Origin of the sequence: Neobacillus niacini (assembly GCF_030817595.1) — a bacterium.
Classification (GTDB): Bacteria; Bacillota; Bacilli; order Bacillales; family Cytobacillaceae; genus Neobacillus; species Neobacillus niacini_G.
The window spans coordinates 2,906,476-2,927,206 of the sequence record NZ_JAUSZN010000001.1 but is presented as its reverse complement, the minus strand read 5'-3'; the positions used below and the strand labels follow the sequence as shown (position 1 = coordinate 2,927,206).

Sequence of the window (20,731 nt, the reverse complement as noted above, 5' to 3'; positions counted from 1 at the left end):
GGCAGAAGGACCTTGAAAAATCTAAGAAAAAATGAGAATCTTGATTCGAGGAAAAATGTTATTAAAATACTCCCAACAGGAGTGGAGCAGATGATTAAGAAAAAGATTCGCCATATTCAACGCTATCGTGATATTGTATATACCTTTACCAAGTATGGATTTGGTTTTGTAATGAAAGAATTAGGACTCTTAGATCTGTTAGCCGTACCTAAGAAGGTATTTGTCGAAGGTAATAAAACACTAAATACCAGAACAACAGGTGAAAGGATTAGAATGTTTTCTTGAAGAACTAGGTCCAACTTTTGTGAAAATCGGGCAAATTGCCAGCACGAGACCGGATATTATTCCTGCTGAGATCCTTCATGAGCTGGTCAAGCTTCAGGACCGAGTTTCTCTTTTTTCATTTAATGAAGTGAAAAGAATACTGGAAGAAGAATTGGCAGATTCGCTTGAAAATTCATTTACTGAGTTTAGCGAAATCCCGTTAGCTGCTGCCTCCATTGGTCAAGTTCATTCCGCTGTTTTGCTTACTGGAGAACGTGTAGCTGTTAAGATTCAGCGCCCTAATATTATCAGTGTCATTGAAACGGATTTAGAAATTCTGCAGGATCTCACAAGATTAGCAGAAAGTAGAATTGAGTGGGTTGAAAGATACCAAATTCGGACGATAGTAGAAGAATTATCAAGATCACTTCGCGAAGAATTAGATTATGAAAATGAAGGCAGGAATGCCGAAAAGATTGCTAAACAATTCCATAATGATCCAAAAGTTCACATACCAAAGGTATACTGGGAATATACGACCAAAAAAATCCTGACGATGGAATTTATTGATGGAGTTAAATTAAATGAAATTGAAAAGCTGCACCTAGAAGGATATGATACAAAGGTATTAGGTGAAAAGGTAGTCAATGCCATTTTTCATCAAATTCTAATCGATGGTTTTTTCCATGGAGATCCCCATCCAGGCAATATTGTGGCACTACCAGATCAGGTTATTGCCTTTATGGATTTTGGTATGGTGGGTCGGATTACTCCTGAAATGAGGGCACATATCGCTTCCTTTGTCATTGCATTAATGAGAAAAAACACAACTGAAGTAGTGAAGGCCATAACAAGTATGGGGCTTGTACCTGATGATGTGAATGTGAAACAATTACATGCAGATGTAGATAAGCTTCGTGAAAAGTATATAGATGTTCCTTTTAGTCAGATGAGTGTTGGAACAGCTGTGAATGAACTTTTTTCTGTGGCCTATCGCCATAAGATTTTAATCCCAACCGATTTAACAATATTAGGGAAAACGTTGCTCACATTGGAAGGTACAGTCGAAAAATTAAACCATGAAATTAGTATTTTAGCTGTTGCAGAACCATTTGGAAGACAACTGCTCATGAACCGCTTTAAGCCTAAAAATGTGGCTGAGTTTGCATGGTCAAACTTTACAGAATACGGAGATATCCTTCAAGATTTCCCAAAAACGATTAAAGATTTTACATCGGTTATGAAAAAAGGGAAGATGCAGATTGAAATAACTACACCGGAAATAGAACCTGTCCTTAATAAGCTTAATAAGATAAGCAACAGGCTCTCCTTTAGCATTGTACTGCTCTCCTTTAGTATTATATTGGTAGGCATTATTATCGGTGCTTCATTATCAGGGCAAACATCCATCCTGTTACAAAGACTGCCAGTCATAGAAATCGGCTTTGGTATTGCCACGGCAATGTTCCTCTTACTTTTATATTCTATAGTTAAATCAGGAAGATTTTGAAATAGTTTTATGCTGTTCTATATAAACGTATTGAAAAGATTGTCTCTGCCTGACCAATTGGTCGGGCATGTTTCATGTTATGGGGAATATAATGAGCTATACCGTCATAATAAATAAACAAAAGGGGCTGTACATGTATAGGGAGAGAGTGAAATATTATGTACTAAACAAAAGAACAGACTATATATCAATACCAAAAAGATTACTATTCATATTTTGTGGTGCTATGCTGGTAGCTATAGCCTTGCAGTTATTTTTGATGAAAAATAATGTAATTGATGGTGGAATCGTTGGAGTCAGCATAATCCTCTCCCATCTGACTAGCATTGAAGTTGGTTTCTTTCTCTTATTATTAAATACTCCTTTTTTCTTTATAGGCTATTCTTATCTTGGCAATAGATTTATTCTATTAAGTCTATTTGGGATAGTGATTCTATCATTCTTTACCCATCTTCTTGAACCATTTCCTTCAATATCACAAAATCCCTTGATAGTGATTTTTTTGGGAGGAGGATTACTCGGATTAGGTGTAGGGACTGTAATTCGATTTGGAGGATCTTTAGATGGTACAGAAATCTTAGCAATTTTATTTAGTGGACGGTCATCTTTCACAATTGGCCAAATAGTGATGTTCATTAATTTATTTATCTTCATAAGCGCCATTTTTATATTTGGCTTGAAGGAGGCAGTCTTTTCTTTAGCAACTTTCTTCGTAGCCTATAAAACTATTGATTTTTCAATAAAATAAATTACAGATTTATCTAAGCAACCCATTTTAAAATCGGGTTCTTTTTTTTAAGTGTTTTTTGATTCTTAACATTTTTGTGAATGTTGATAAATATGCATATTTTATTAAAATGAAATGTATTAAGATTTTAATAGGGTATAAACGCCTTTGCGGATGCAGGAGCAAAAGTAGTAGTAGTAGTAGTAGTTGATGGCGGTACAAGTGCAAGCATTCAATGAAAAAAATGCCCATTCAAATTGATTGGGCATTCGAGTTCATTCATTGCTTTGATAGGAATTCAAGAACTGGTTTATTAACTAAATCATTTGCTTCTGTTATATAAATATGACCTGCACCCTTGATCGTTAAAAATTCTGCATTCGGAATTTTTTCAACAAGTGTCACACCATTTTCATAAGGTACTAATCTATCTTCATCTCCATGAATAACTAATACAGGTGTCTTTATTTGTTGAATTTCATTGTACGTATCATGTGATAAGCATGCTTGAAGCTGCAGCATATAGGCATATGGGAGTATTGGAATTTCAATTCGTCTCTGAATGTCTTCTGCAATCAAGTCACGATGACTTTCGATAAAAGATTGACTATATAGGATTGGAGCAGTTGCCCAGGCTAATTCCTCCGGTGTTGCAGTAGAAGACGCCCTAGACAACATTAACATCGATACCTCAGAGCTAGGCTGCACATGTTTTTCCCCGCCTGATGTTGTGCAGCCTAGGATGAGAGACCTTATCCGCTCTGGATATTTTAATGCAAGTCTTTGGGCAATCATTCCCCCCATAGAAATGCCGTAGATATGTGCACTTTCTACTTCGGCTGCATCTAAGACTGCTTTAGCATCATCAGCCATTTGTTCGATTGAATAGGGGGAATTTGGTTTCCCACTCAGACCAACACCACGATTATCAAAAACTATGACTTTATATTGTTTACTTAGAGCAGGGATTGTCCGAAACCAAGACTTAGAAGATAGTGATAACCCCATGACTAATAGCAGGGGTTCGCCCTCACCATGAATTTCATAATATAAATCAATTCCATTAGCTGTAGTTATAGGCATCCTTAACAACTCCTTTTTTACTAGATATTGTCAAGTATATGAAACCCCATTTTACTAAAGAACAGATGAATGCAGAAAAAGAAGTACGATTGAGCGCTTTTAAAATATATTGGTGTAATTTGTCGAACGACGAAGGTTTACAAGTGAAACATTTATCTTAATAATTTGAATTATAGTAATATTCATGTTAGATTTGAGCCAATACTAAATAGGTTAGATTAAGAGGGCTTTTATGGAAACAAAACAACCAGACCCTGTCAACTTTTACAAAAACTTGGAAAAAGAGTGGAATAAACAAATCCATTTATCTGCCAATTGCCTAACCTTTACACATTCTTTTGGTAAAGCTGTCGAACACCATTTAAATCATGTAGTGATTCAAAAAAAGGTAATTAACAACTGGTTAACTGTATTTGATATTCCTAAGAAAGAAGATTTAGCCCAGCTCGCCGTAAGGAAAGTAGAATGTGAGGAAAAGCTGGACAATCTGGAAGAAACACTGTATATGCTAAACATTGGCTTAAAAAGCAATTATTCACAGTTGAAAAAACTTAATACATCTTTGCGTGGAATGCTTTGTTTTTTTGAGTATGAAGTGAAGGATTTAAAGGCAGTCAAAATAAAGTCGTTGAAGAAAGAACTTGAAGAATTAAAGAGTTTATTTGATGACTAACCAAATGGAGGAGAAAACAATGGGCAATAAAAATGAATCAACAATTGAAAATCAAGAAATCAATGAAAACCAACTTTCAAGTTTTGAATTAGTATGGAAAGCTGCATATGAAGAGGTGGATGAATGGGCAGGTCGATTAAACCATCGTGATGAAATATTCTTAAATGCTACTAAAAAATTTGTTGAGAGTGTTAAAAGAAATCAGGAAAGTAGCCAAGCTATTACGGAGCAATTCCGGAAAGAGCTGCTTGAATGGGAGAAATATGCACGTGAAGAATTACTCATGACCACGACTACGATTCAAAATTTCTTCCCTGTAAAGTCCTATGAAGAGATCAACCGTGTAGTTGATGACATTCAAAATAAAACTACATCTTTATTAACCACACCAATTCGTACTTTAAGCAGTGGACAAGCATTAGACAAGTATCTAGACAGTGTCGAACAATATTTATCTTTTAGAAAGAGGAGCAGAGAGAAGTATATTGAAGGTGTAAAGAGTACAACGAATATTTTATATGAAAATCAAAAGATTTTCGTGAATCTTTTTGAAAAACAAGTAAAGTCTGCCCTTTTACCCTTTCAGCAATATATGAAGAATGCTTCAAATTCAAAATCATAAATTACCCTGAGGTGAACCAGATGTCGACTAAAAGCTCGTTTGACCCATATGATTCATTTAAGAAGTATAGTGAAATATGGGAGAAACAAATAAATGATTTTCTTTTTCTTTTGTCTAATAACAATGAATATGTCAAAATGTCAAAAGCAGGGACTGACACACACTCCCGTTACCTTGAAGCTTTTAAAAAGAATCAAGAGGCAGTTGCAGGTGTGCTCAATCTTCCAACTAAAAATGACTTGGCGAATGTTACTTCATTAACCATTCAAACGGAAGAAAAAATTGATTCCCTTGAAGAACAAATTTGGGATATACAGGATTCATTGAAATCACAAAGCAAGGAGATTGAAAGTGTTATAGATGTATCCAAGGAAATTATTAAACTAACGAAACAACTTAAAACAGAGTTAGGTAAAACGAAAAAGGAACTTGCAGATTCAAAGAATTTAAAAGGTGAATTGCAAGAAATCAGGTTCGAGCTTAATAAGTTAAATAGTCTTAAAGAAGATATAGAGATTCTTAAAAGTCAGTTTAAGAATGATCATCCTATAGAGCCTGTCTTAACAGTGGCTGGGGCAACCAAATAAGTAGAAAATGGGGGAAAGTAGTGGCAGTAGATACAAAGGATTTTATTCCACCTTTAGAGTTAGATTATGAAAAAGAAATGAAACGCTGGAAGCACCTATTTCAAGTGCTAAATGAGCCGGAACCTAAAATTGGTCATACACCTAGGACTGAGGTATGGAGAAAGAATAAATCTGTATTATGGCATTACCCAGCAACACAAAAAAAATATCGCATCCCATTATTTTTTGTCTATTCTTTATTTAATAAACCATATATTCTTGATTTTGCTCCGAAGGCAAGTGTAATTGAGGGGCTTACTAACAGTGGATATGATGTGTATTTATTAGATTGGGGCACACCAGGTTATGAAGATAAAAATATTGGTATGGATACATACATCGAAAAGTATTTAAGAACCGCAATCAGACGTGCAATCCGCCATTCTGGTGCGGACGAAATGACAATTGTAGGTTATTGCTTAGGCGGGACGATTGCTTCTATTTATGCATCCATAGCAGAAGAACCGATTAAAAACTTGATTGTTGCAACTGTACCGATAGATTTTACAGAGTTTGCTGGTCCAGATAAATGGATGGAGGGTTTTAGGAATGGTGATATAAATGTTGATCGCTTAATTGATGTTTATGGAAATGTTCCGTCAACCTATGTGGAAGCAATGTTTCGTGCAGTATCGGCTCCAATTTATTTTAGTAACTACACGACACTTTTGAACCGAGCTCATGACGCTAGATATGTGGAAAAATGGCGTCGAATGAATAAATGGACAACTGATCAGGTCCCATTTGCAGGTGAGGCCTTTAGACAATTAGCGAATGATCTTTTTAAGGAGAACAAGCTTATTAAACAGGAATTGATGATTGGCAATAAACCTGTAGATTTAAAAAATATTAAATCGAATTTGCTTGTTATTTCCTCATCAAACGATAATTTAGTGCCGGAATCTCAAAGCCTTCCGATTATGGATTTAGTCTCAAGTGAGGATAAAACTTACAAGCTGGTTGAAGCGGGTCATGTTTCCTTAGCGCTAACCGGATTGTTTGCACTAGTGGTGGATGAATGGGCTTCCACTCGTTCAAATCCACTTTAATTGTTGTAATAAAGATCCGTACAAGATTATATAATGGTTAGGGAGGGAAGGGAAGATGTTCCTTCCCTTAACTTGCTTTTTTATGTTTGTTTAAAAAGTTTCGCAGAACCTCGTTAAATGCCTCTTTAGCCTCAAGCTTAGCAATATGCCCTGTATTTCTAAAAATGACAAATTCGGAATGTCTAATTTGTTTATGCATCAGTAATTGTATCCAAGCAGGGGTTACCGTATCGTACTGACCGCCAATAATTAATGTTGGAACCTTTATCATTGGAAGCAGACAAAGATTATTCACCTCAAGGCATGCCTTCATTGAAGGTAAATAATAGTCACGATTAGGATGATAGAATTTATAGAAATTCTCAAAGTTTTCCTCAGTCCACGAATAAAGGCAGACACGTGCAGCAATATTCTTTTGCTCCTCAAGGGAAATTGATTCTGTCCGTAACTTACGATATTTTAAAAAGAGCTGTCCGAATTGTCTTGGTGCATAATGAAACGTGCTTACGAGAGTAAGGGACAGGCACATGCCGGGTGCTTGACGATAGATCTCTTGTGCAACCATTCCGCCCATTGATAGTCCACAAATGTGGGCGCTTTCAATCTCAAGACCTTTTAACAAATTGATTATATCCAAGGCAAAGTTTTTGATAGAAATTTTCTCATCTGTAATATACTCTCCATGTCCACGTAAATCTGGGATAATCAGGTCATACTGTTGTGCAAATTCAAACTGATTGGACCAGCCTTCCTTGATTTCTCCAAGACCGTGAATAAAAACCAGAGGTTCTCCAGCACCCATTCGTAAATAGGGGATTCCAGATAATATCTTACCCAAATAAACTACCTCCTATGGTTGATAATAGTATTCTTTTTAGCCATAATTCGGATAGTGTAAACAGGTATAATGATGTAATTAACATATTATATATACATTTTTTATTTATTATTACTAATAGGTGTAAATTACATATATGTGGACAAAAAGAACAATCGTTTTCACGATTGTCCTTTATAGATCATTATCCATCAATCCCGTTGTCATCAGAACCTCCGCCCTTGTCATCCACGCGGTTTTTATCATCTTTGTCATCATCTCGATCAACCCTGCTGTCATCATCGAACTCTACTCGTGTTATTTTTCCAGTTTCAGCATCTACCCGAACGTCAACTTCACCTTGATTCGACTGTATCTCAAATTTATATTCCATTCTGCCATGTTCCATTTCTTTTTCAACCTCAGTAACAGTTCCATTTACCTCATTGGTAGCAATTTTTGCTGCTTCTTCAACGGATATATCCGAAGTGTCTGATTGAGTAGTAGTTGAATTACTGCTGTCATCATCGGATTCTATCTTGTAAAATGTTTGACCGTGCTCTGTTTCTAGCTCAATTTTCTGACCTTCTTTCATTTCAGGCAAGCTTTGGGTACCAAGATTAATTAATGACGATTTGTCATCTAGATGAATGGAATCATCTGAACGAGTATCATTCTTTGAAGCACCAACTGCAAAAGCTCCACCCAAAACGAGTAACGATGACACTACACCTATTAAAACTTTCTTTTTCATTATTATTTCCTCCTTTTTTTTATTACCTTTCTACAATTTCAGTATATCCACCGAATATGAGAGTAAAAGGAAAGAAACATTAGAATTTCATGAGAAAAGCTTGTTTATGAAAAATCGTTTCTTATGAACTAATCATCATCGTCATTTTTATTACTTTTATGATCATCCCAAGACACAATTACGTCTCCTGTGATAGCATGGATTTGGACTGTTGCGTCACGGTCATCACTTGCTTCTATTTTGACAAAGTAATAGGTTTGGTCCCCCTGTGAATCTAGCCAAATATCATCTACATCACCTTGGACCTGAGAAGTAGCTATAATAACTGCCTCCTTCTCAGTTAATCGCTTAGGAGGTTGATTGATTTCGGATGATATTGACAGGATAGCACCTGAAACGGCGTCCACAATAATCGTTGATTGATTGTCAGCGTCTTTCACAATCGCTTTATAGGAAGGTTGTTGATTTGCATCAACTTTCTCAAAAGAAACAAGCGATCCTTTTATTGCATTGAGTACAATTTGTTTTAGTTCTTCTTCTGGCAGCTCTATTATAGAAGGAGAATCGGGAGTTGGTGCTGTCAATTTTGTACTTTCATTAAAAGATAATATTTTTCCACTTCTCGCATCAAGCTTGATGGCGTAAAGTTTATTCTGTTTTAGTAGTTCTATTTGATATCGCTGATCAGCTAGCTTTAGCAATGTCACCTCTCCTTGATAACGATCTTGAACAAGTTTCTGAGCTTCCTGTTCTGTTAACATGTCAGCAGAGGGAGACAATTTTCCAAATTGCTGCCAGCTCACCAAAACAATAACGATAATGATTGAGCACATGGTTAACCAAAACCAAGAAAATTTTTTCACCTTTTTTCACCACCTTAGTACCATTTATTTTCTGACATAAACATGAGAAAGTGATGAGAAATTGCTATTATTTTTCGATTTTTTTACTCAGAATCGTGACGATAGTTCCTGAACCAAGCACACTATCTAGTTGTATGATAACACCGATTGCATCGGCAATTTCTTTTGCAAGTGACAACCCAAGGCCAGAACCTCCCTGTTTTCTGCTTCTTGCTTTATCCACCCGATAGAACCTGTCGAACACCTTAGGGAGGTCAATTTCAGGAATACCAATTCCATGATCAATTATTTTAATGTAGACTTCATCGTGGTCATGGCCAAGTTCTACCGAAATCGTTCCATCACTATATTTCCTAGCATTGTCTAAAAAAATAAACAGCAGTTGCTTGAGCTTTTTTTCATCGGTTTCAATGAATAGGGGAGTATCATGCTCCTGGATAAATTCAATATCTCGATTATAAGCATTTTTAAATGCTTTGATTGTTTGGGTTATTAACTGGCTAATGTTTAACTGGTTAAGCTCAATATTCCAATGTTCATGGTGCCTAGCTAACATTAACAGCTGTTCAGTCATTTCTTTCATACGGATTGCCTCTGAGTGAATAGCTTCAATTGATTCAGAGAATAACTTTGGCTCCTTTAAACCTCTTCTTTTTAAAAGACTTGCGTAACTTTCGATAATGGTTAAAGGGGTTTTAAGTTCATGCGATGCATTGGAGACAAATTGTTTCTGCTTTTCAAAGTTGACTTCTAACAAATCAATCATATGGTTAAAGGTTTGGCCCATTTGAAAGAGTTCGTCCTTCGAGCTGCCCTCAAGCTTTAGGCGCTTAAAAGCTCCGCTTTGCCTTATATCTTTCATCGTTCTTATCATAGAGGTTACGGGCTTTGTAATTAGATTGCTTAGAATCCGGCTGGAAATTAATACAGGAATCAACGCCAGCAGAGTGACCATAATTAACACAAGGCGAAGGGTAGATAAATTATTGGTTGCAGTTTCCATACTCTTGGTTATCTGCAGATTGGCAATGCTTCCGTCTTGCAATAAGATTGGCATAGATTCAAAGCTAAATAGCCGGTCCTGGTATTCAAGAGTTTCACTAACTTCATTACTATAAAATACTGATTTCCTCTTACTTAAGTCATGTGCACCTGGGCTGGTATACGGAGAGGAGCCGTTTTGGTCCTTTGTAACAATTTGAATCATCCCGTTTATAGGCACGTAAGATCTTAAAAGAGTATCTTCAGATATCGTTCCTAATGATTTTCCAAGATTCATAGATATATTTTTCATTTCATCATGCGCAGTACTAAGTTCGCTGTTGAGGACTAATTTGCTGAATGAATAATAAACAGTGATATTTATGATGAGGAGCAATAACGCAAATAAAAAAGCAGTATAAAGGTTAATTTTATTTCTCAGTTTCATTTTGAATCCTTCATCACATAACCAACGCCGCGAACCGTATGAATTAACGAGGGCTGATGTGGTAGGTCAATTTTTTTTCTAACATAACGAATATAAACGTCTACAACATTTGTATCTCCGAAAAAGTCATATCCCCATACAGCCTCTAAAATTTGGTCCCTGCTCAATACCTGTCGTTTATTTACCATTAGATAGACGAGTAAGTCATATTCCCTTGGCGTCAAATCAATGGACTCCCCATCACCTCGAATAACTTCTCTAGATTTTTGATTTATTGATAAATCTGCAAATCGCAGCAGGTTATCGTTTTCATCCTCAGGTTGTTCTTCTTCAGCGCGTTTGATTCTTAAGGCAGCACGTATTCTTGCTAACAGCTCTTCAATTTCAAAGGGCTTTGTTATATAATCATTGGCACCCAAGTCAAGTCCGGATACTTTGTCTTCAACAGAGCTTTTTGCTGTTAATAGGATGACCGGAGTATGAAGATCATTTTTTCTAATTCTCCGAAGAAGTTCAATCCCACTTAATCCTGGCAGCATGACATCTAATAAAATTAAATCCCAACTGCCAGTCCGATAGGCTTCGAGTGCTTCAAGCCCGTCGATTACTTTCGTTACTTTGTATCCCTCATATTCCAGTTCAAGCTCTAATACTCTTGCAATCTTTTCTTCATCTTCAACTACCAGAATACTTCCTTTTTTTGCTGACATAATGAATTCTCCTCATCTCTTATTTCTACATTCTATTCGGCAACACAAATACAAAAACCTTTCGAACATATGGTCATTCATATTTTAAAGAGACTATCAAAAAAATATTAAATTATTGTGAACGATTACCCATCTTTAATCGTTATAAAGATGGATGAAGGTTATGGGGGGAGAAATTTGACTAATATTATTGAGGTAGATAAAGTCTGCAAGCAATATAATCAACGTGAAATATTAAAGGATGTTTCTTTTACAATAAAGAAAGGAAGTATCAACGGTCTGCTTGGTCCAAACGGGGCAGGAAAGACAACGATTATTCGTTTATTAAACGGAGTAATTGAAGCAACTACTGGAACAATGAAGGTTATGGGTTTTGATCCAAAATTACAAGGCGATGAAATTAGAAAAAGGGTTGGAATTGTTACAGAAAGTGCAAGTCTTTATCATGATATGTCGGCATGGGATAATCTTGTCTTTTTTTCAAAAATATATGGCCATGCGGATACGAAGCGAATAATACATTTACTTGACCAGTTCGATATGCTGCGCTTTAAGGATCAATTAGTTGGGAGCTTTTCTACCGGCATGAAGAAAAGAATTGCACTGGCGAAAGCTTTACTGCATAATCCAATTCTGCTTTTTCTTGATGAACCGACGAATGGGTTAGACCCTGAAGGAATTAATGAAGTTATCCATTATTTGCGTAAGGTGAATCAAGAAGAGGGGGTAACGATTTTAATATGCTCTCATGTTCTACATCAGTTAGAAACCATCTGTGATTCCTATTTGTTTTTAATAGATGGCAAAATCGTAGAAAACGGAACGATGATCCAATTAGAGGACAAATACTTAAAGGAAATTAAGTTATTAGTAGAAACCGGTCTTAAGCCTTTGACTAGCCCAACCTACAAGGGGTGCATATACAGTAGAAAAGGGGCAAATCAATTGGAGTTTTTGCTGTCCACGAAAGAAGAGATTACTCCTTTATTAACCAATATTCTTAAAGAGACATGGGTTCATAATTGCGAGATAACCAACAGAAGCCTCGAGGCGATTTATTTTCATATTAGGGGGGGAAAAGTGGATGAATAAACAGACAATTTTAACCATTGCATGGAAAGATATGAAAGCTACATTTTCATCCAAAAAGGTTTGGGTGCCTATGGTCATCGTGGCATTTCTGATGTGTATTGTGGTGCCATCCTGTATGGCCTACTTTGGAATTCACTTTGATTTAGTAGGAACTTCTTCAGAAGAAATAGAAAAACCGCTAAATTCATTTATTGAAAACTTTCCCAATGAGGATATGAGAAATACTCTTATCGCCTTGCCGACCCTTGGGTATAAATTTGTTTATTTTTTCTTAACCTTTATGATGATTCCCTTTTTCTTGATGGTAGCCATTATTAATTCAATGGTTACGTCATCAAATAGTTTTGTAGGGGAAAAGGAAAGAAACACGTTAGAAACATTATTGTTTTCACCTATTTCCATCAAGGACTTGTTTCTTGGGAAAGTGTTGGCCTCCTTAATTCCATCATTAGGAATTTCGTTTGCTGCATTTATCGGTAGTTTTATTATTGTTAATGTAATTACGTATCCGTATTTTAAGGTAATCTTGTACTTTAACTCTACCTGGATTATTTTAATGTTTTGGGTAATCCCGATTTTAGTCCTATTTAATATCATTTTAAATGTTTTAATTTCAGCCAAGGTCAAAACGTTCCAAGAAGCTCAGCAATTTGGCGGAATACTGGTGCTGCCAATCGTTGGAATCATGATTAGCCAGGCTAGTGGACTGTTCTTCTTAAGCCCATTAACATTATTCTTAATAGGACTTGTCTTACTGGCAGGCAACCTATTCCTAATAAAACTAGTAACTAAATTCAACAACCGTAACACTCTATTCCAAAGCCAAATACACTAACACCAAAAGACAGTGTCCACCTGGGGTGGACACTGTCTTTTGGTGGTGCCTGTCACCAAGGTGACCCTTTTAGGTGTTCACAAAGTTAATGAAAACGATAGCCCGATCCCCAAACAGTTTCTATGTATTCAGGGTTGGAGGGGTCGTGTTCGATTTTTTCTCTTATTTTGCGTATATGGACGGTGACGGTGGAGACGTCTCCGTTACTGTCGTAGCCCCAGATTCTTTCAAATAGATGGTCTTTGCTAAAGACCTGGTCAGGGTTTAATGCCAGAAAGGTGAGAACATCGAATTCCTTTGTTGTTAAGGTGATTTCTTTGTTATTAACAAAGACACGGCGTGAAGATCGATCTACAAATAAACCACGGATGTAAATCCCTTGTGATTCTGTAGTTGGTTTCATTGATAATCTCTCATATCGGGATAAATGTGCCTTCACTCTAGCAACCATTTCATTCGGACTGAAGGGCTTAACTAAATAATCATCGGCACCTAGTCCAAGACCTCTAATCTTATCAATCTCTTCTTTTTTTGCAGTAACCATGATGATAGGGATATCCTTGACACTTCTTATCTTCTTACAGATTTCAAAACCGTCAATGTTTGGCAGCATGACATCAAGCAGAATTAAATCATAATCCTGCGTTAGTGCCTTTTGAAGACCGATATCTCCTGTATGCACCATTTCTGTATGAAAGCCGTTAATCTCTAAATAATCCTGTTCTAATTCTGCAATGCTTTTTTCATCTTCTATGATTAATATTTTTTTCATAATATTGTCTCCCCGGCGCAGGTATCGTTCGGTAAACAAATGGTAATTTTTGTTCCTACATTTAATGTGCTCTCCAATTTTATCACACCGTTATGTTCTTCAATAATCATTTTCGCGATGGAAAGTCCTAATCCGCTGCCGCCGGTTAATTTATTTCTGGATTGCTCGGCCCGATAAAACTGATTAAAGATAAAAGGAATTGATTCTTCTGGGATTCCTGGTCCGTTATCTGCAATTGAAATCTCTACTTTTTCGTCAGTAGAATGCATGGTTATGATTAATTCCTTTTTATCCTTATCCATGTACTTCAAGCTATTGTTAATAGTATTGGATAGAACCCTTTTAAACTTTTCACGGTCCGCTGAAACATAATAATGACCCTGAGGGGCAAATCGGAAATGTAAATCTACATTCTGTTTCCTAAGATCGAAGCTCAATTCTTCAAAAAAATCCGTTAAATAATCTTTGATATCAATTCGTTCAAATTCAAAGGGGATTTTACCTAAATCCAGCTTCGAGAATAAGAATAATTCATCAATTAGATGGTCCATATCCACAGCCTTTGTATAGATGGTTTGGATATATCGGGTTCTCTTTTCCGGTGTGTCTGCTACGCCATCACGGATGCCTTCTATATACCCTTTAATCGAAGTAATCGGTGTTTTTAGATCATGAGAAATATGGGCAATTAATTCCTTTCGATTATCCTCATATTGTTTTTGAATCTCGTGTGACTGCTTTAATTGAAGCCTCATTTCTTCAAATGCTTGTGTTAATTGGCCAATCTCATCATTCCTCACTGCTGTAATGGAATGCTCGAGGTCTCCAGTCTTTATAAAATGGGCTGCCTTTTTTAATTGATTAATTGGTTTTATAATACTTTTGGATACAAAATAGGCTAATAGCCCATTTGTAGCAATTAAAATTAATAGACATAAACCGAATAAAATAGGAAAAAAGGTTCGAACAAACTGATTCCATGGGCTTGCATCTCTCATTAAAAATAGTGAGACTTCACTGCCATCCTGTAAGTAGAAATCGTGCTGCTTCATGGCAAAAGTCAGTTCACCGATTTCTTCTAAGCTGCGAAAGCTTCTTTCTGTACCAAATACCGGCAACTCCTCTGCGCGTACTTTTTCAAGATCTTCTGTTCTGTAGAATATCTCGTCGTTTTTACGAATCATTAATCCAGAATCGATACTACTAAGCTCACTATTCAGTGATTCCAAATACTTCGTACTTAATAATTCAACAGGATTTACAGCAGACTTTTCCTTTAGTTCGAGGAAAAATAATGTATCCTCTTGTTTTGTTTTGTGGTAATTGTGGCTTTCTGGTAAGAAATTAGCCATTTCACGGATATCGCCGAGAAAAACAATGATTAAAAGAAAAGAGGTAATCATAAACAAAATAATTGGGACGGTAATCATCGCAATATTTGAAAGAATGAGCCGAAGTTTAATAGACATTGAAAAAACACCCTTCAGTTAGGCTTCTTTTCTATTAAACATATAATAGCCTATTGAAAAAAACAATGCGAAGGAAGAGCACAAATAGGTGACAGTTTGTATTATCCACCGAAATGACACATCGCTAAGCCACTGCATATACCAATCTAAATAGGCAGACGGCAGTAAGTATAAGGTACCAGGCAGAACATATGGAATAAACATCATGAATAAGTATAGGACAATCATACCAGAAATAGCGAGTACACTTGAATGAACGAAGAGTGCTAACATAACAGCAAAGGCGGTTAGAACGATAATGGGAAACCAGGACACCATAAAGGCACCTAGACTAGAAGGAATAACAGCTATGTCGAAGGCTTTATCAAAAACAGAGCTGCTAATCATCACAGCCAACCATTCCAATAAAAGAATCAATAAGCATAAACCACTAATCGCGATAACTTTAGACAAGAAAAGCTCTATTCGACTGATCGGTCTAACTTGAAATAAAGTTCCGCGTTCACCTTCTCCAGTAAATAAATCTGTAGCGGCGATAAAGATAAATAAAGGAATTAAAATGGTTATAAATAAATCTAACAAGGTGAAATTTATATTTTCTATAGGTAACGCCATCCAATCTTTTAAAAACAAATGATTTACGAGAAGCTTAGTCAGCACAGGAACGAGCATTGCAGAGAGCAGAAAAAGCTTTGTAACCTTTTTCGTCAGCAGCTTTTGCATTTCATTAAAAGTATTTGCTTTGATTGTGTTCATCTGACTGCCACCTCAACCTTCCTGACATATACATCCTCTAATGGCTCGTTACCGGCTTCATATAATGAAACTTCCCCATTGATGAGAAAATAAAATCGATTACATAATTTTTCCAATTCCGATATATGGTGACTGGAAATTACAAAAGTTACACTAGAATGTTTTGATATTTCCTGTATTGTTTTTCTTAACGAAAGCAAACCATCAATATCTAAGCCATTCGTCGGTTCATCTAAAACGATCAAGCGCGGCTTGGAAATAAGTGCTGAGGCAATCCCAAAACGCTGCTTCATCCCCATAGAAAAGGAGGAAATTTTCTCGTCTTTATAAGGAGTTAGACCTGTTTGTTGCAATACCATATCAATATCTGTATCGGTAATACCAGAATACAAGCGAGAAATCATTTTTAGATTCTTATAGGGTGACATTTTTTCATAAGCAACAGCAGGTCCAATTAAAGCACCTACAGGACTTATCGCTTCCTTATAATTACTTTGAATGTCGATGCCGAATAGCTCCACTTTTCCTCTATCTGGAAAAGTTAGACCGGTAAGGCATTTTAACAAGGTTGTTTTACCGGCTCCATTTGGACCAAGGATCCCTACGATCTCCCCTTGGTTTATGGTTAAGTCAATATTCTGTATACCTCTGCCATTTGAGAATTGCTTGGTCATTCCTGTAATAACCACTGCTTTTTCCAAAATTGTCACCCTCTATTGTTTACTAACTAACTAATGATTACTATCTACCATGGTTGAATTCGACTACTTTATCAGCAGGGATTTCAACTGGCGTTACTGTAGTTTGATTGTAGTCAGTTGCATTTAAATTAATAGTAAGAACTAGTTCATGTCTGGTATCCTGTTTATCTTTGCCTGTTACGATTACCTTGACAATCTGTTGTTCAATGTAATTTTCTTTATCCACCTGTGCAGTAAGTTTGACTTGCTTAATGGTAATCTCGTGATCCAATTCAGGAAGCTTCGCTTTAATGTGAAAGTCTGAGCTTTCAATTTCATTATTGTCTTGAAGCATGACAGCATGTTTAATCATTAACGTACTAAGAGCGTTTGCAGATAGAGGAATTTCTTTTCCAGTTAAATCAAGCTCAATTACGTGATTGCCGTCTTTCTTTTCTGCGACTGTAATTTGCTGTTGAAGATTTTTTGTCATAACATCGATGAGATTCTCTACATCATCCTTCAATTCAGCTGTATTGCTGTGATGAGGATTTTTTGACATATCCATTTTGTAAACTGTATCTAGTCCATCCTTTATTACATACCAATTCCCAGCCTGCTTGTACATGTTCATATTGCTAACTTCTGATTCGTTGGATAAACGAGTAGAGATGGAGTTTAATTGATTGACCGAATCAGATTTAAAAATCGAATGGGATGATACTATAGACTTTTTGTTGTCCTCAATGTTAAGGTTAATATCCAACGTCGCGCTCTCAGCTGTATGAGTTTTCTTTAAAGCTTCCTTGTATAGGTCGTAACCAGATGTATTTGCTGAAATCGAATAGACACTGCCCAACATAATCGTTCCACTGATCCCAATAACCGCCAAAAGCTTCTTATTCATAAACATTTCCTCCAATCATTAATTTGTTACAATCATAGTCTAATAAGAAGTTATAAAAGCAATCTAAATAAACTATTAAATTTTTCTTAAATTAAGGCAGTTTTCTTTATTTTGGCACTCTGTTTATTGGAACGGAAGGCACGAAGACTCCTCGAAAATGCTATCGCATTTTCTTCGTGCGTGGGCAAATTCGATGAAGAAATTCAATGTCCTGCCGGAGGACGGGGCAGGGGAGACCCCGCAGGCGCAAAGCGCCCGAGGAGAAGGAAAAGCGGAAGCGCCTTGTCCAGCCCCGACAAGCGCTGGAGGGCCTGGCGTTGAAGTCGCTCTTTGACTTCATCGTTAGGACCGAAGCGACTCGAGGGGCTAGGCGCTGTAGCTAGACAGGCTCCCCGAACCGCCCTAAGGTGCGCGAAGTGCCTCGTGACAGACAAAGACCGCCTGTCCCTGCGGTGATTATTCGAAGAAGCTTTCCTTAGTGGAGAGGAAATCAACAGACAAGTTAAATGCAGAAAAAGAGTAGGAAAAAATTTCTTTTGAAAATAACAAACAAAGTGTTTGAATTTTTAGATAATTAACAGTATAATTAAAAAAAGCTCAAGGAGTTGATTTCCATGGAAAAGAGATTATTAAATTCACCACAACAAACTGATGAGAACAACGATTCTGTAATTGCTGAGATGTTTTTAAACCACGCCTTGATTGAATTTAGAAGAGAAGTGCTCCGTAAGGAAATCGACCTCTCCCTACAAGAAAGAAATAAAGAAGCATTCCTCAAGTTATCTGAGGAATTAAAGAAAATCTCATAGCAAAAGTTACCTAACAGACTTAATTCATATTGGAAGCCCTTTTCATAGTAGAAAGGGCTTCTTTTGTATTTGATATTCATGTATGATGAAAAAAACTGATACTAAAATGAAAATGTATGGTTTGAAGGGAAATAGGTGAGCAATAATGATTTTTATGGTCGATAATTATGATTCTTTTACCTTTAACTTAGTTCAATACCTAGGGGAGCTGGGGGAGGATTTGGTCGTAAAGCGGAACGACCAAACCAGCTTAGATGAAATTAGAAAGATGGAACCCGAATTCTTAATGATTTCCCCTGGTCCAGGTAATCCTAGTGAGGCTGGAATAAGCCTAGAGGTTATAAAGACATTTTCAGGAGTTATTCCCATTTTGGGAGTTTGTCTTGGGCACCAATCTATTGCTCAAGCATACGAAGGTGATGTTGTTCCTGCTGCGCAATTAATGCATGGAAAAACCTCTGACATATACCATGATGGAAAAACAATATTTAAAGGATTGCCAAATCCATTTCCGGCAACGAGGTATCACTCTTTGATCGTCAAAAGGGAGACGCTGCCACCTTGTTTTGAGATATCCGCGTGGACGGAGAATGGGGAAATTATGGCAATTCGGCATACAGAACTTCCACTCGAAGGTGTTCAGTTTCACCCTGAATCGATCTTAACCTCATGTGGAAAAGAGATTCTAAAAAACTTTGTTCATTACTATGGAAAAGTTGAAGCGATTTAGGTACAAAAGAGAAAAGCAAAAAAACGGCGCCATTGTTTATGGCACCGGTCTATTTTTGTTTTTCGCCTTTTTTATTGTTCATTAAATAAAATGTTATGGGCTGGTCTGAACCAGTCATTAGATTATAAACATAGGAAGAAGTAATCTTATATCCTTCATCAATTTTTTCTGCAAGGTAATTAGTCCTTTCAAAAAGAATCGAGCGAATATGATTTAATTGCCTAGAAATTTTCTCTGTCAATGCTTCTTGTTGGTCCAACCGAGTTAATACCCCTGTTTGAAACTCTTCTTGTTTACTGATCTTTTCGGATAATTGTTTTTGTAGTTCCTCTTGTGTTTTCAATAAATGAATAATTAATTCTTCATATTCAGTATGCTTTTGGTTACTAGTGCTAATTTCATTTAATTGATTTGATATTTTATCCAAATTATTTGCTTGTACCACCTCTTGGTTTCGATATTGGTGTTTCATCTCATTGATAGCGTTTAGGAGTGAAACATTTGCTTGGTGCTGCTCGTCTATTACTTCTGAAAGATAATCTCGCCTCACCACCTTTTGGTTTGGTTCAGATATCTTCATCTTATTTTTATAAACTTTAGGATGTTTGCCATTGTTAATATATAATCCCATTAATTACACCCCTTATATCATGAATGTATTATTTTATGCTTGAATTGTTAAAAATGGGTAAATTTTATAAAAAAAACAGGAAAAATGTGTTTCTATGGGGAATTTAATTTAGTAAATTATAATATAAGAGCATAAAGAGAAATCCCGTTACCAGGGTAAGTCTTAAGTCTTAGTTTAAAATCATGCTCGAGATTGTGTGAGCCTGAAGATAGACACGTTAAAATAAAATAAAAGATCGATTTCATTAAGGGATATAAGGAGAGAAATCCCTTCCTATAGAAAATGAAGGGGGAATATAGGATGAGGAAGATTTACGTACTTCTTACTGATACTGGGACGGTTTTAACGAAAATTATTAAACTATATACGAAGAAGCCTCATAATCATGCTTCCATCGCATTAGATGACCAATTATGGGACGTCTATAGTTTTGGAAGAAAAAGACCTCGCAATCCTTTCCTAGCTGGTTTTGTTCGAGAAAATATCCGTGGCGGCATATTTCGCAATGCTGATTGTGCTATTTATTGTTGTACGATATCTGAAATGCAGTATGATACGATTTGTCGAAAAATTAATGAAATTGAAAAAAATAAGAGGGATTATCGCTATAATTTATTAGGTCTTTTCGCTGTCATGTTCAATTTAGAGCTGGATCGAAAAAATGCATTTTTTTGTTCCCATTTCGTTGCCGCTCTTCTTGAGGAATCAGGTGTGAAAATCAATAAACAAAAGCCGCTTTCACTTGTTACTCCAGATGACATAAAAGAATCTAATTCTTTGGAATTAGTCTATGAAGGAAAATTATCATCCTATTTTGAAGAAGCAAATGAACAGGATTTAAACGATTTAGCTCATCAAAAATATTATCACGATTTTAATACTGATAGAATAGAAGTTATCTAGTAGAATGAGAGAAGACGTGT

22 protein-coding genes and 1 pseudogene are annotated in these 20,731 nt (G+C 36.3%); 11 read left to right on the top strand and 12 right to left on the bottom strand.

Going from position 1 to position 20,731, the window contains the following annotated elements:
• The first annotated feature begins 90 nt into the window (after positions 1–90).
• Positions 91–1,774 (top strand): annotated as a pseudogene (locus QFZ31_RS13955) (ABC1 kinase family protein).
• 91 nt (positions 1,775–1,865) lie between these two features.
• Positions 1,866–2,522 carry a YitT family protein gene (locus QFZ31_RS13950; RefSeq protein WP_307303648.1) on the top strand — a complete coding sequence of 219 codons (657 nt, stop codon included), beginning with the start codon at positions 1,866–1,868 and terminating at the stop codon, positions 2,520–2,522.
• Positions 2,523–2,780: 258 nt separating this feature from the next.
• Here QFZ31_RS13950 and QFZ31_RS13945 read toward each other — a convergent pair whose 3' ends face one another.
• Positions 2,781–3,584, bottom strand: coding sequence for an alpha/beta fold hydrolase (locus QFZ31_RS13945; RefSeq protein ID WP_307303646.1), 804 nt, complete (start codon positions 3,582–3,584; stop codon positions 2,781–2,783).
• Between the two features lie 232 nt (positions 3,585–3,816).
• On the opposite strand from QFZ31_RS13945, the gene QFZ31_RS13940 reads away from it, so the two are divergent.
• From QFZ31_RS13940 to QFZ31_RS13925, 4 genes are read left to right on the top strand one after another with little or no spacing between them, the layout of a single operon-like run.
• A complete protein-coding gene (locus tag QFZ31_RS13940) occupies positions 3,817–4,257 on the top strand; it encodes a hypothetical protein (protein ID WP_307303644.1) in 441 nt (146 codons plus the stop codon).
• A gap of 19 nt (positions 4,258–4,276) precedes the next feature.
• Positions 4,277–4,879, top strand: a complete 603-nt coding sequence (locus tag QFZ31_RS13935; RefSeq protein WP_307303641.1) for a hypothetical protein — start codon at positions 4,277–4,279, stop codon at positions 4,877–4,879.
• A 20-nt stretch (positions 4,880–4,899) separates the two neighbouring features.
• Positions 4,900–5,466: a polyhydroxyalkanoate biosynthesis repressor PhaR gene (locus QFZ31_RS13930; RefSeq protein ID WP_307303640.1), complete on the top strand. Its 567-nt coding sequence runs from the start codon at positions 4,900–4,902 to the stop codon at positions 5,464–5,466.
• A 20-nt stretch (positions 5,467–5,486) separates the two neighbouring features.
• Entirely contained in the window at positions 5,487–6,554 is a 1,068-nt protein-coding gene (locus QFZ31_RS13925) for an alpha/beta fold hydrolase (RefSeq protein WP_307303637.1), read from the top strand.
• A gap of 67 nt (positions 6,555–6,621) precedes the next feature.
• On the opposite strand, the gene QFZ31_RS13920 is transcribed toward QFZ31_RS13925, so the two are convergent.
• From QFZ31_RS13920 to QFZ31_RS13900, 5 genes are all read right to left on the bottom strand, one after another.
• Positions 6,622–7,392, bottom strand: coding sequence for an alpha/beta fold hydrolase (locus QFZ31_RS13920; protein WP_306072396.1), 771 nt, complete (start codon positions 7,390–7,392; stop codon positions 6,622–6,624).
• A 184-nt stretch (positions 7,393–7,576) separates the two neighbouring features.
• The gene (locus QFZ31_RS13915) at positions 7,577–8,125 is read right to left on the bottom strand and encodes a PepSY domain-containing protein (protein WP_307303635.1); all 549 of its coding nucleotides are present in this window, start codon (positions 8,123–8,125) and stop codon (positions 7,577–7,579) included.
• Between the two features lie 128 nt (positions 8,126–8,253).
• The gene (locus QFZ31_RS13910) at positions 8,254–8,988 is read right to left on the bottom strand and encodes a PepSY domain-containing protein (protein ID WP_307303633.1); all 735 of its coding nucleotides are present in this window, start codon (positions 8,986–8,988) and stop codon (positions 8,254–8,256) included.
• 67 nt (positions 8,989–9,055) lie between these two features.
• Positions 9,056–10,417: a sensor histidine kinase gene (locus tag QFZ31_RS13905; protein WP_307303631.1), complete on the bottom strand. Its 1,362-nt coding sequence runs from the start codon at positions 10,415–10,417 to the stop codon at positions 9,056–9,058.
• A complete protein-coding gene (locus QFZ31_RS13900) occupies positions 10,414–11,127 on the bottom strand; it encodes a response regulator transcription factor (protein WP_307303630.1) in 714 nt (237 codons plus the stop codon). The genes QFZ31_RS13905 and QFZ31_RS13900 overlap by 4 nt, the downstream gene beginning before the upstream one ends.
• A 177-nt stretch (positions 11,128–11,304) precedes the next feature.
• Between QFZ31_RS13900 and QFZ31_RS13895 the strand changes: the two genes are divergently transcribed.
• Both QFZ31_RS13895 and QFZ31_RS13890 read left to right on the top strand, forming a co-directional pair.
• Complete coding sequence (locus QFZ31_RS13895) at positions 11,305–12,219, top strand: ABC transporter ATP-binding protein (RefSeq protein ID WP_307303628.1); 915 nt, start codon at positions 11,305–11,307, stop codon at positions 12,217–12,219.
• The gene (locus QFZ31_RS13890; RefSeq protein WP_307303627.1) at positions 12,212–13,054 is read left to right on the top strand and encodes an ABC transporter permease subunit; all 843 of its coding nucleotides are present in this window, start codon (positions 12,212–12,214) and stop codon (positions 13,052–13,054) included. Before QFZ31_RS13895 ends, QFZ31_RS13890 begins: the two co-directional genes overlap by 8 nt.
• 85 nt (positions 13,055–13,139) lie before the next feature.
• Here the strand turns inward: QFZ31_RS13890 and QFZ31_RS13885 are convergent, their stop codons facing one another.
• From QFZ31_RS13885 to QFZ31_RS13865, 5 genes are read right to left on the bottom strand one after another with little or no spacing between them, the layout of a single operon-like run.
• Positions 13,140–13,826 (bottom strand): response regulator transcription factor, encoded by a 687-nt coding sequence (locus QFZ31_RS13885; protein ID WP_307303625.1) that lies wholly within the window; start codon positions 13,824–13,826, stop codon positions 13,140–13,142.
• A complete protein-coding gene (locus tag QFZ31_RS13880; protein ID WP_307303623.1) occupies positions 13,823–15,295 on the bottom strand; it encodes a sensor histidine kinase in 1,473 nt (490 codons plus the stop codon). The genes QFZ31_RS13885 and QFZ31_RS13880 overlap by 4 nt, the downstream gene beginning before the upstream one ends.
• Positions 15,296–15,313: 18 nt before the next feature.
• On the bottom strand, positions 15,314–16,051 hold the full coding sequence (locus QFZ31_RS13875) for an ABC transporter permease subunit (protein WP_307303621.1): 738 nt from the start codon (positions 16,049–16,051) through the stop codon (positions 15,314–15,316).
• The gene (locus QFZ31_RS13870) at positions 16,048–16,752 is read right to left on the bottom strand and encodes an ABC transporter ATP-binding protein (RefSeq protein WP_307303619.1); all 705 of its coding nucleotides are present in this window, start codon (positions 16,750–16,752) and stop codon (positions 16,048–16,050) included. The genes QFZ31_RS13875 and QFZ31_RS13870 overlap by 4 nt, the downstream gene beginning before the upstream one ends.
• A 40-nt stretch (positions 16,753–16,792) precedes the next feature.
• The gene (locus QFZ31_RS13865) at positions 16,793–17,638 is read right to left on the bottom strand and encodes a hypothetical protein (protein ID WP_307303618.1); all 846 of its coding nucleotides are present in this window, start codon (positions 17,636–17,638) and stop codon (positions 16,793–16,795) included.
• A 614-nt stretch (positions 17,639–18,252) separates the two neighbouring features.
• Between QFZ31_RS13865 and QFZ31_RS13860 the strand changes: the two genes are divergently transcribed.
• Entirely contained in the window at positions 18,253–18,447 is a 195-nt protein-coding gene (locus QFZ31_RS13860; protein WP_063251478.1) for an IDEAL domain-containing protein, read from the top strand.
• A gap of 145 nt (positions 18,448–18,592) precedes the next feature.
• A complete protein-coding gene (gene pabA, locus QFZ31_RS13855) occupies positions 18,593–19,177 on the top strand; it encodes an aminodeoxychorismate/anthranilate synthase component II (RefSeq protein WP_307303616.1) in 585 nt (194 codons plus the stop codon).
• 49 nt (positions 19,178–19,226) lie between these two features.
• On the opposite strand, the gene QFZ31_RS13850 is transcribed toward pabA, so the two are convergent.
• Positions 19,227–19,808 (bottom strand): hypothetical protein, encoded by a 582-nt coding sequence (locus QFZ31_RS13850; protein ID WP_307303614.1) that lies wholly within the window; start codon positions 19,806–19,808, stop codon positions 19,227–19,229.
• A 300-nt stretch (positions 19,809–20,108) separates the two neighbouring features.
• Between QFZ31_RS13850 and QFZ31_RS13845 the strand changes: the two genes are divergently transcribed.
• The gene (locus QFZ31_RS13845) at positions 20,109–20,711 is read left to right on the top strand and encodes a hypothetical protein (RefSeq protein ID WP_307303613.1); all 603 of its coding nucleotides are present in this window, start codon (positions 20,109–20,111) and stop codon (positions 20,709–20,711) included.
• Positions 20,712–20,731: the final 20 nt, after the last annotated feature.

Bases quoted from the DNA above. Each gene is read 5' to 3' on its own strand.
- QFZ31_RS13950 (WP_307303648.1), top strand. From the start codon at position 1,866: ATGAGCTATACCGTCATAATAAATAAACAAAAGGGGCTGTACATGTAT.
- QFZ31_RS13945 (WP_307303646.1), bottom strand. From the start codon at position 3,584: ATGCCTATAACTACAGCTAATGGAATTGATTTATATTATGAAATTCAT.
- QFZ31_RS13940 (WP_307303644.1), top strand. From the start codon at position 3,817: ATGGAAACAAAACAACCAGACCCTGTCAACTTTTACAAAAACTTGGAA.
- QFZ31_RS13935 (WP_307303641.1), top strand. From the start codon at position 4,277: ATGGGCAATAAAAATGAATCAACAATTGAAAATCAAGAAATCAATGAA.
- QFZ31_RS13930 (WP_307303640.1), top strand. From the start codon at position 4,900: ATGTCGACTAAAAGCTCGTTTGACCCATATGATTCATTTAAGAAGTAT.
- QFZ31_RS13915 (WP_307303635.1), bottom strand. From the start codon at position 8,125: ATGAAAAAGAAAGTTTTAATAGGTGTAGTGTCATCGTTACTCGTTTTG.
- QFZ31_RS13905 (WP_307303631.1), bottom strand. From the start codon at position 10,417: ATGAAACTGAGAAATAAAATTAACCTTTATACTGCTTTTTTATTTGCG.
- QFZ31_RS13900 (WP_307303630.1), bottom strand. From the start codon at position 11,127: ATGTCAGCAAAAAAAGGAAGTATTCTGGTAGTTGAAGATGAAGAAAAG.
- QFZ31_RS13890 (WP_307303627.1), top strand. From the start codon at position 12,212: ATGAATAAACAGACAATTTTAACCATTGCATGGAAAGATATGAAAGCT.
- QFZ31_RS13885 (WP_307303625.1), bottom strand. From the start codon at position 13,826: ATGAAAAAAATATTAATCATAGAAGATGAAAAAAGCATTGCAGAATTA.
- QFZ31_RS13880 (WP_307303623.1), bottom strand. From the start codon at position 15,295: ATGTCTATTAAACTTCGGCTCATTCTTTCAAATATTGCGATGATTACC.
- QFZ31_RS13875 (WP_307303621.1), bottom strand. From the start codon at position 16,051: ATGAACACAATCAAAGCAAATACTTTTAATGAAATGCAAAAGCTGCTG.
- QFZ31_RS13865 (WP_307303618.1), bottom strand. From the start codon at position 17,638: ATGAATAAGAAGCTTTTGGCGGTTATTGGGATCAGTGGAACGATTATG.
- QFZ31_RS13860 (WP_063251478.1), top strand. From the start codon at position 18,253: ATGGAAAAGAGATTATTAAATTCACCACAACAAACTGATGAGAACAAC.
- pabA (WP_307303616.1), top strand. From the start codon at position 18,593: ATGATTTTTATGGTCGATAATTATGATTCTTTTACCTTTAACTTAGTT.
- QFZ31_RS13850 (WP_307303614.1), bottom strand. From the start codon at position 19,808: ATGGGATTATATATTAACAATGGCAAACATCCTAAAGTTTATAAAAAT.
- QFZ31_RS13845 (WP_307303613.1), top strand. From the start codon at position 20,109: ATGAGGAAGATTTACGTACTTCTTACTGATACTGGGACGGTTTTAACG.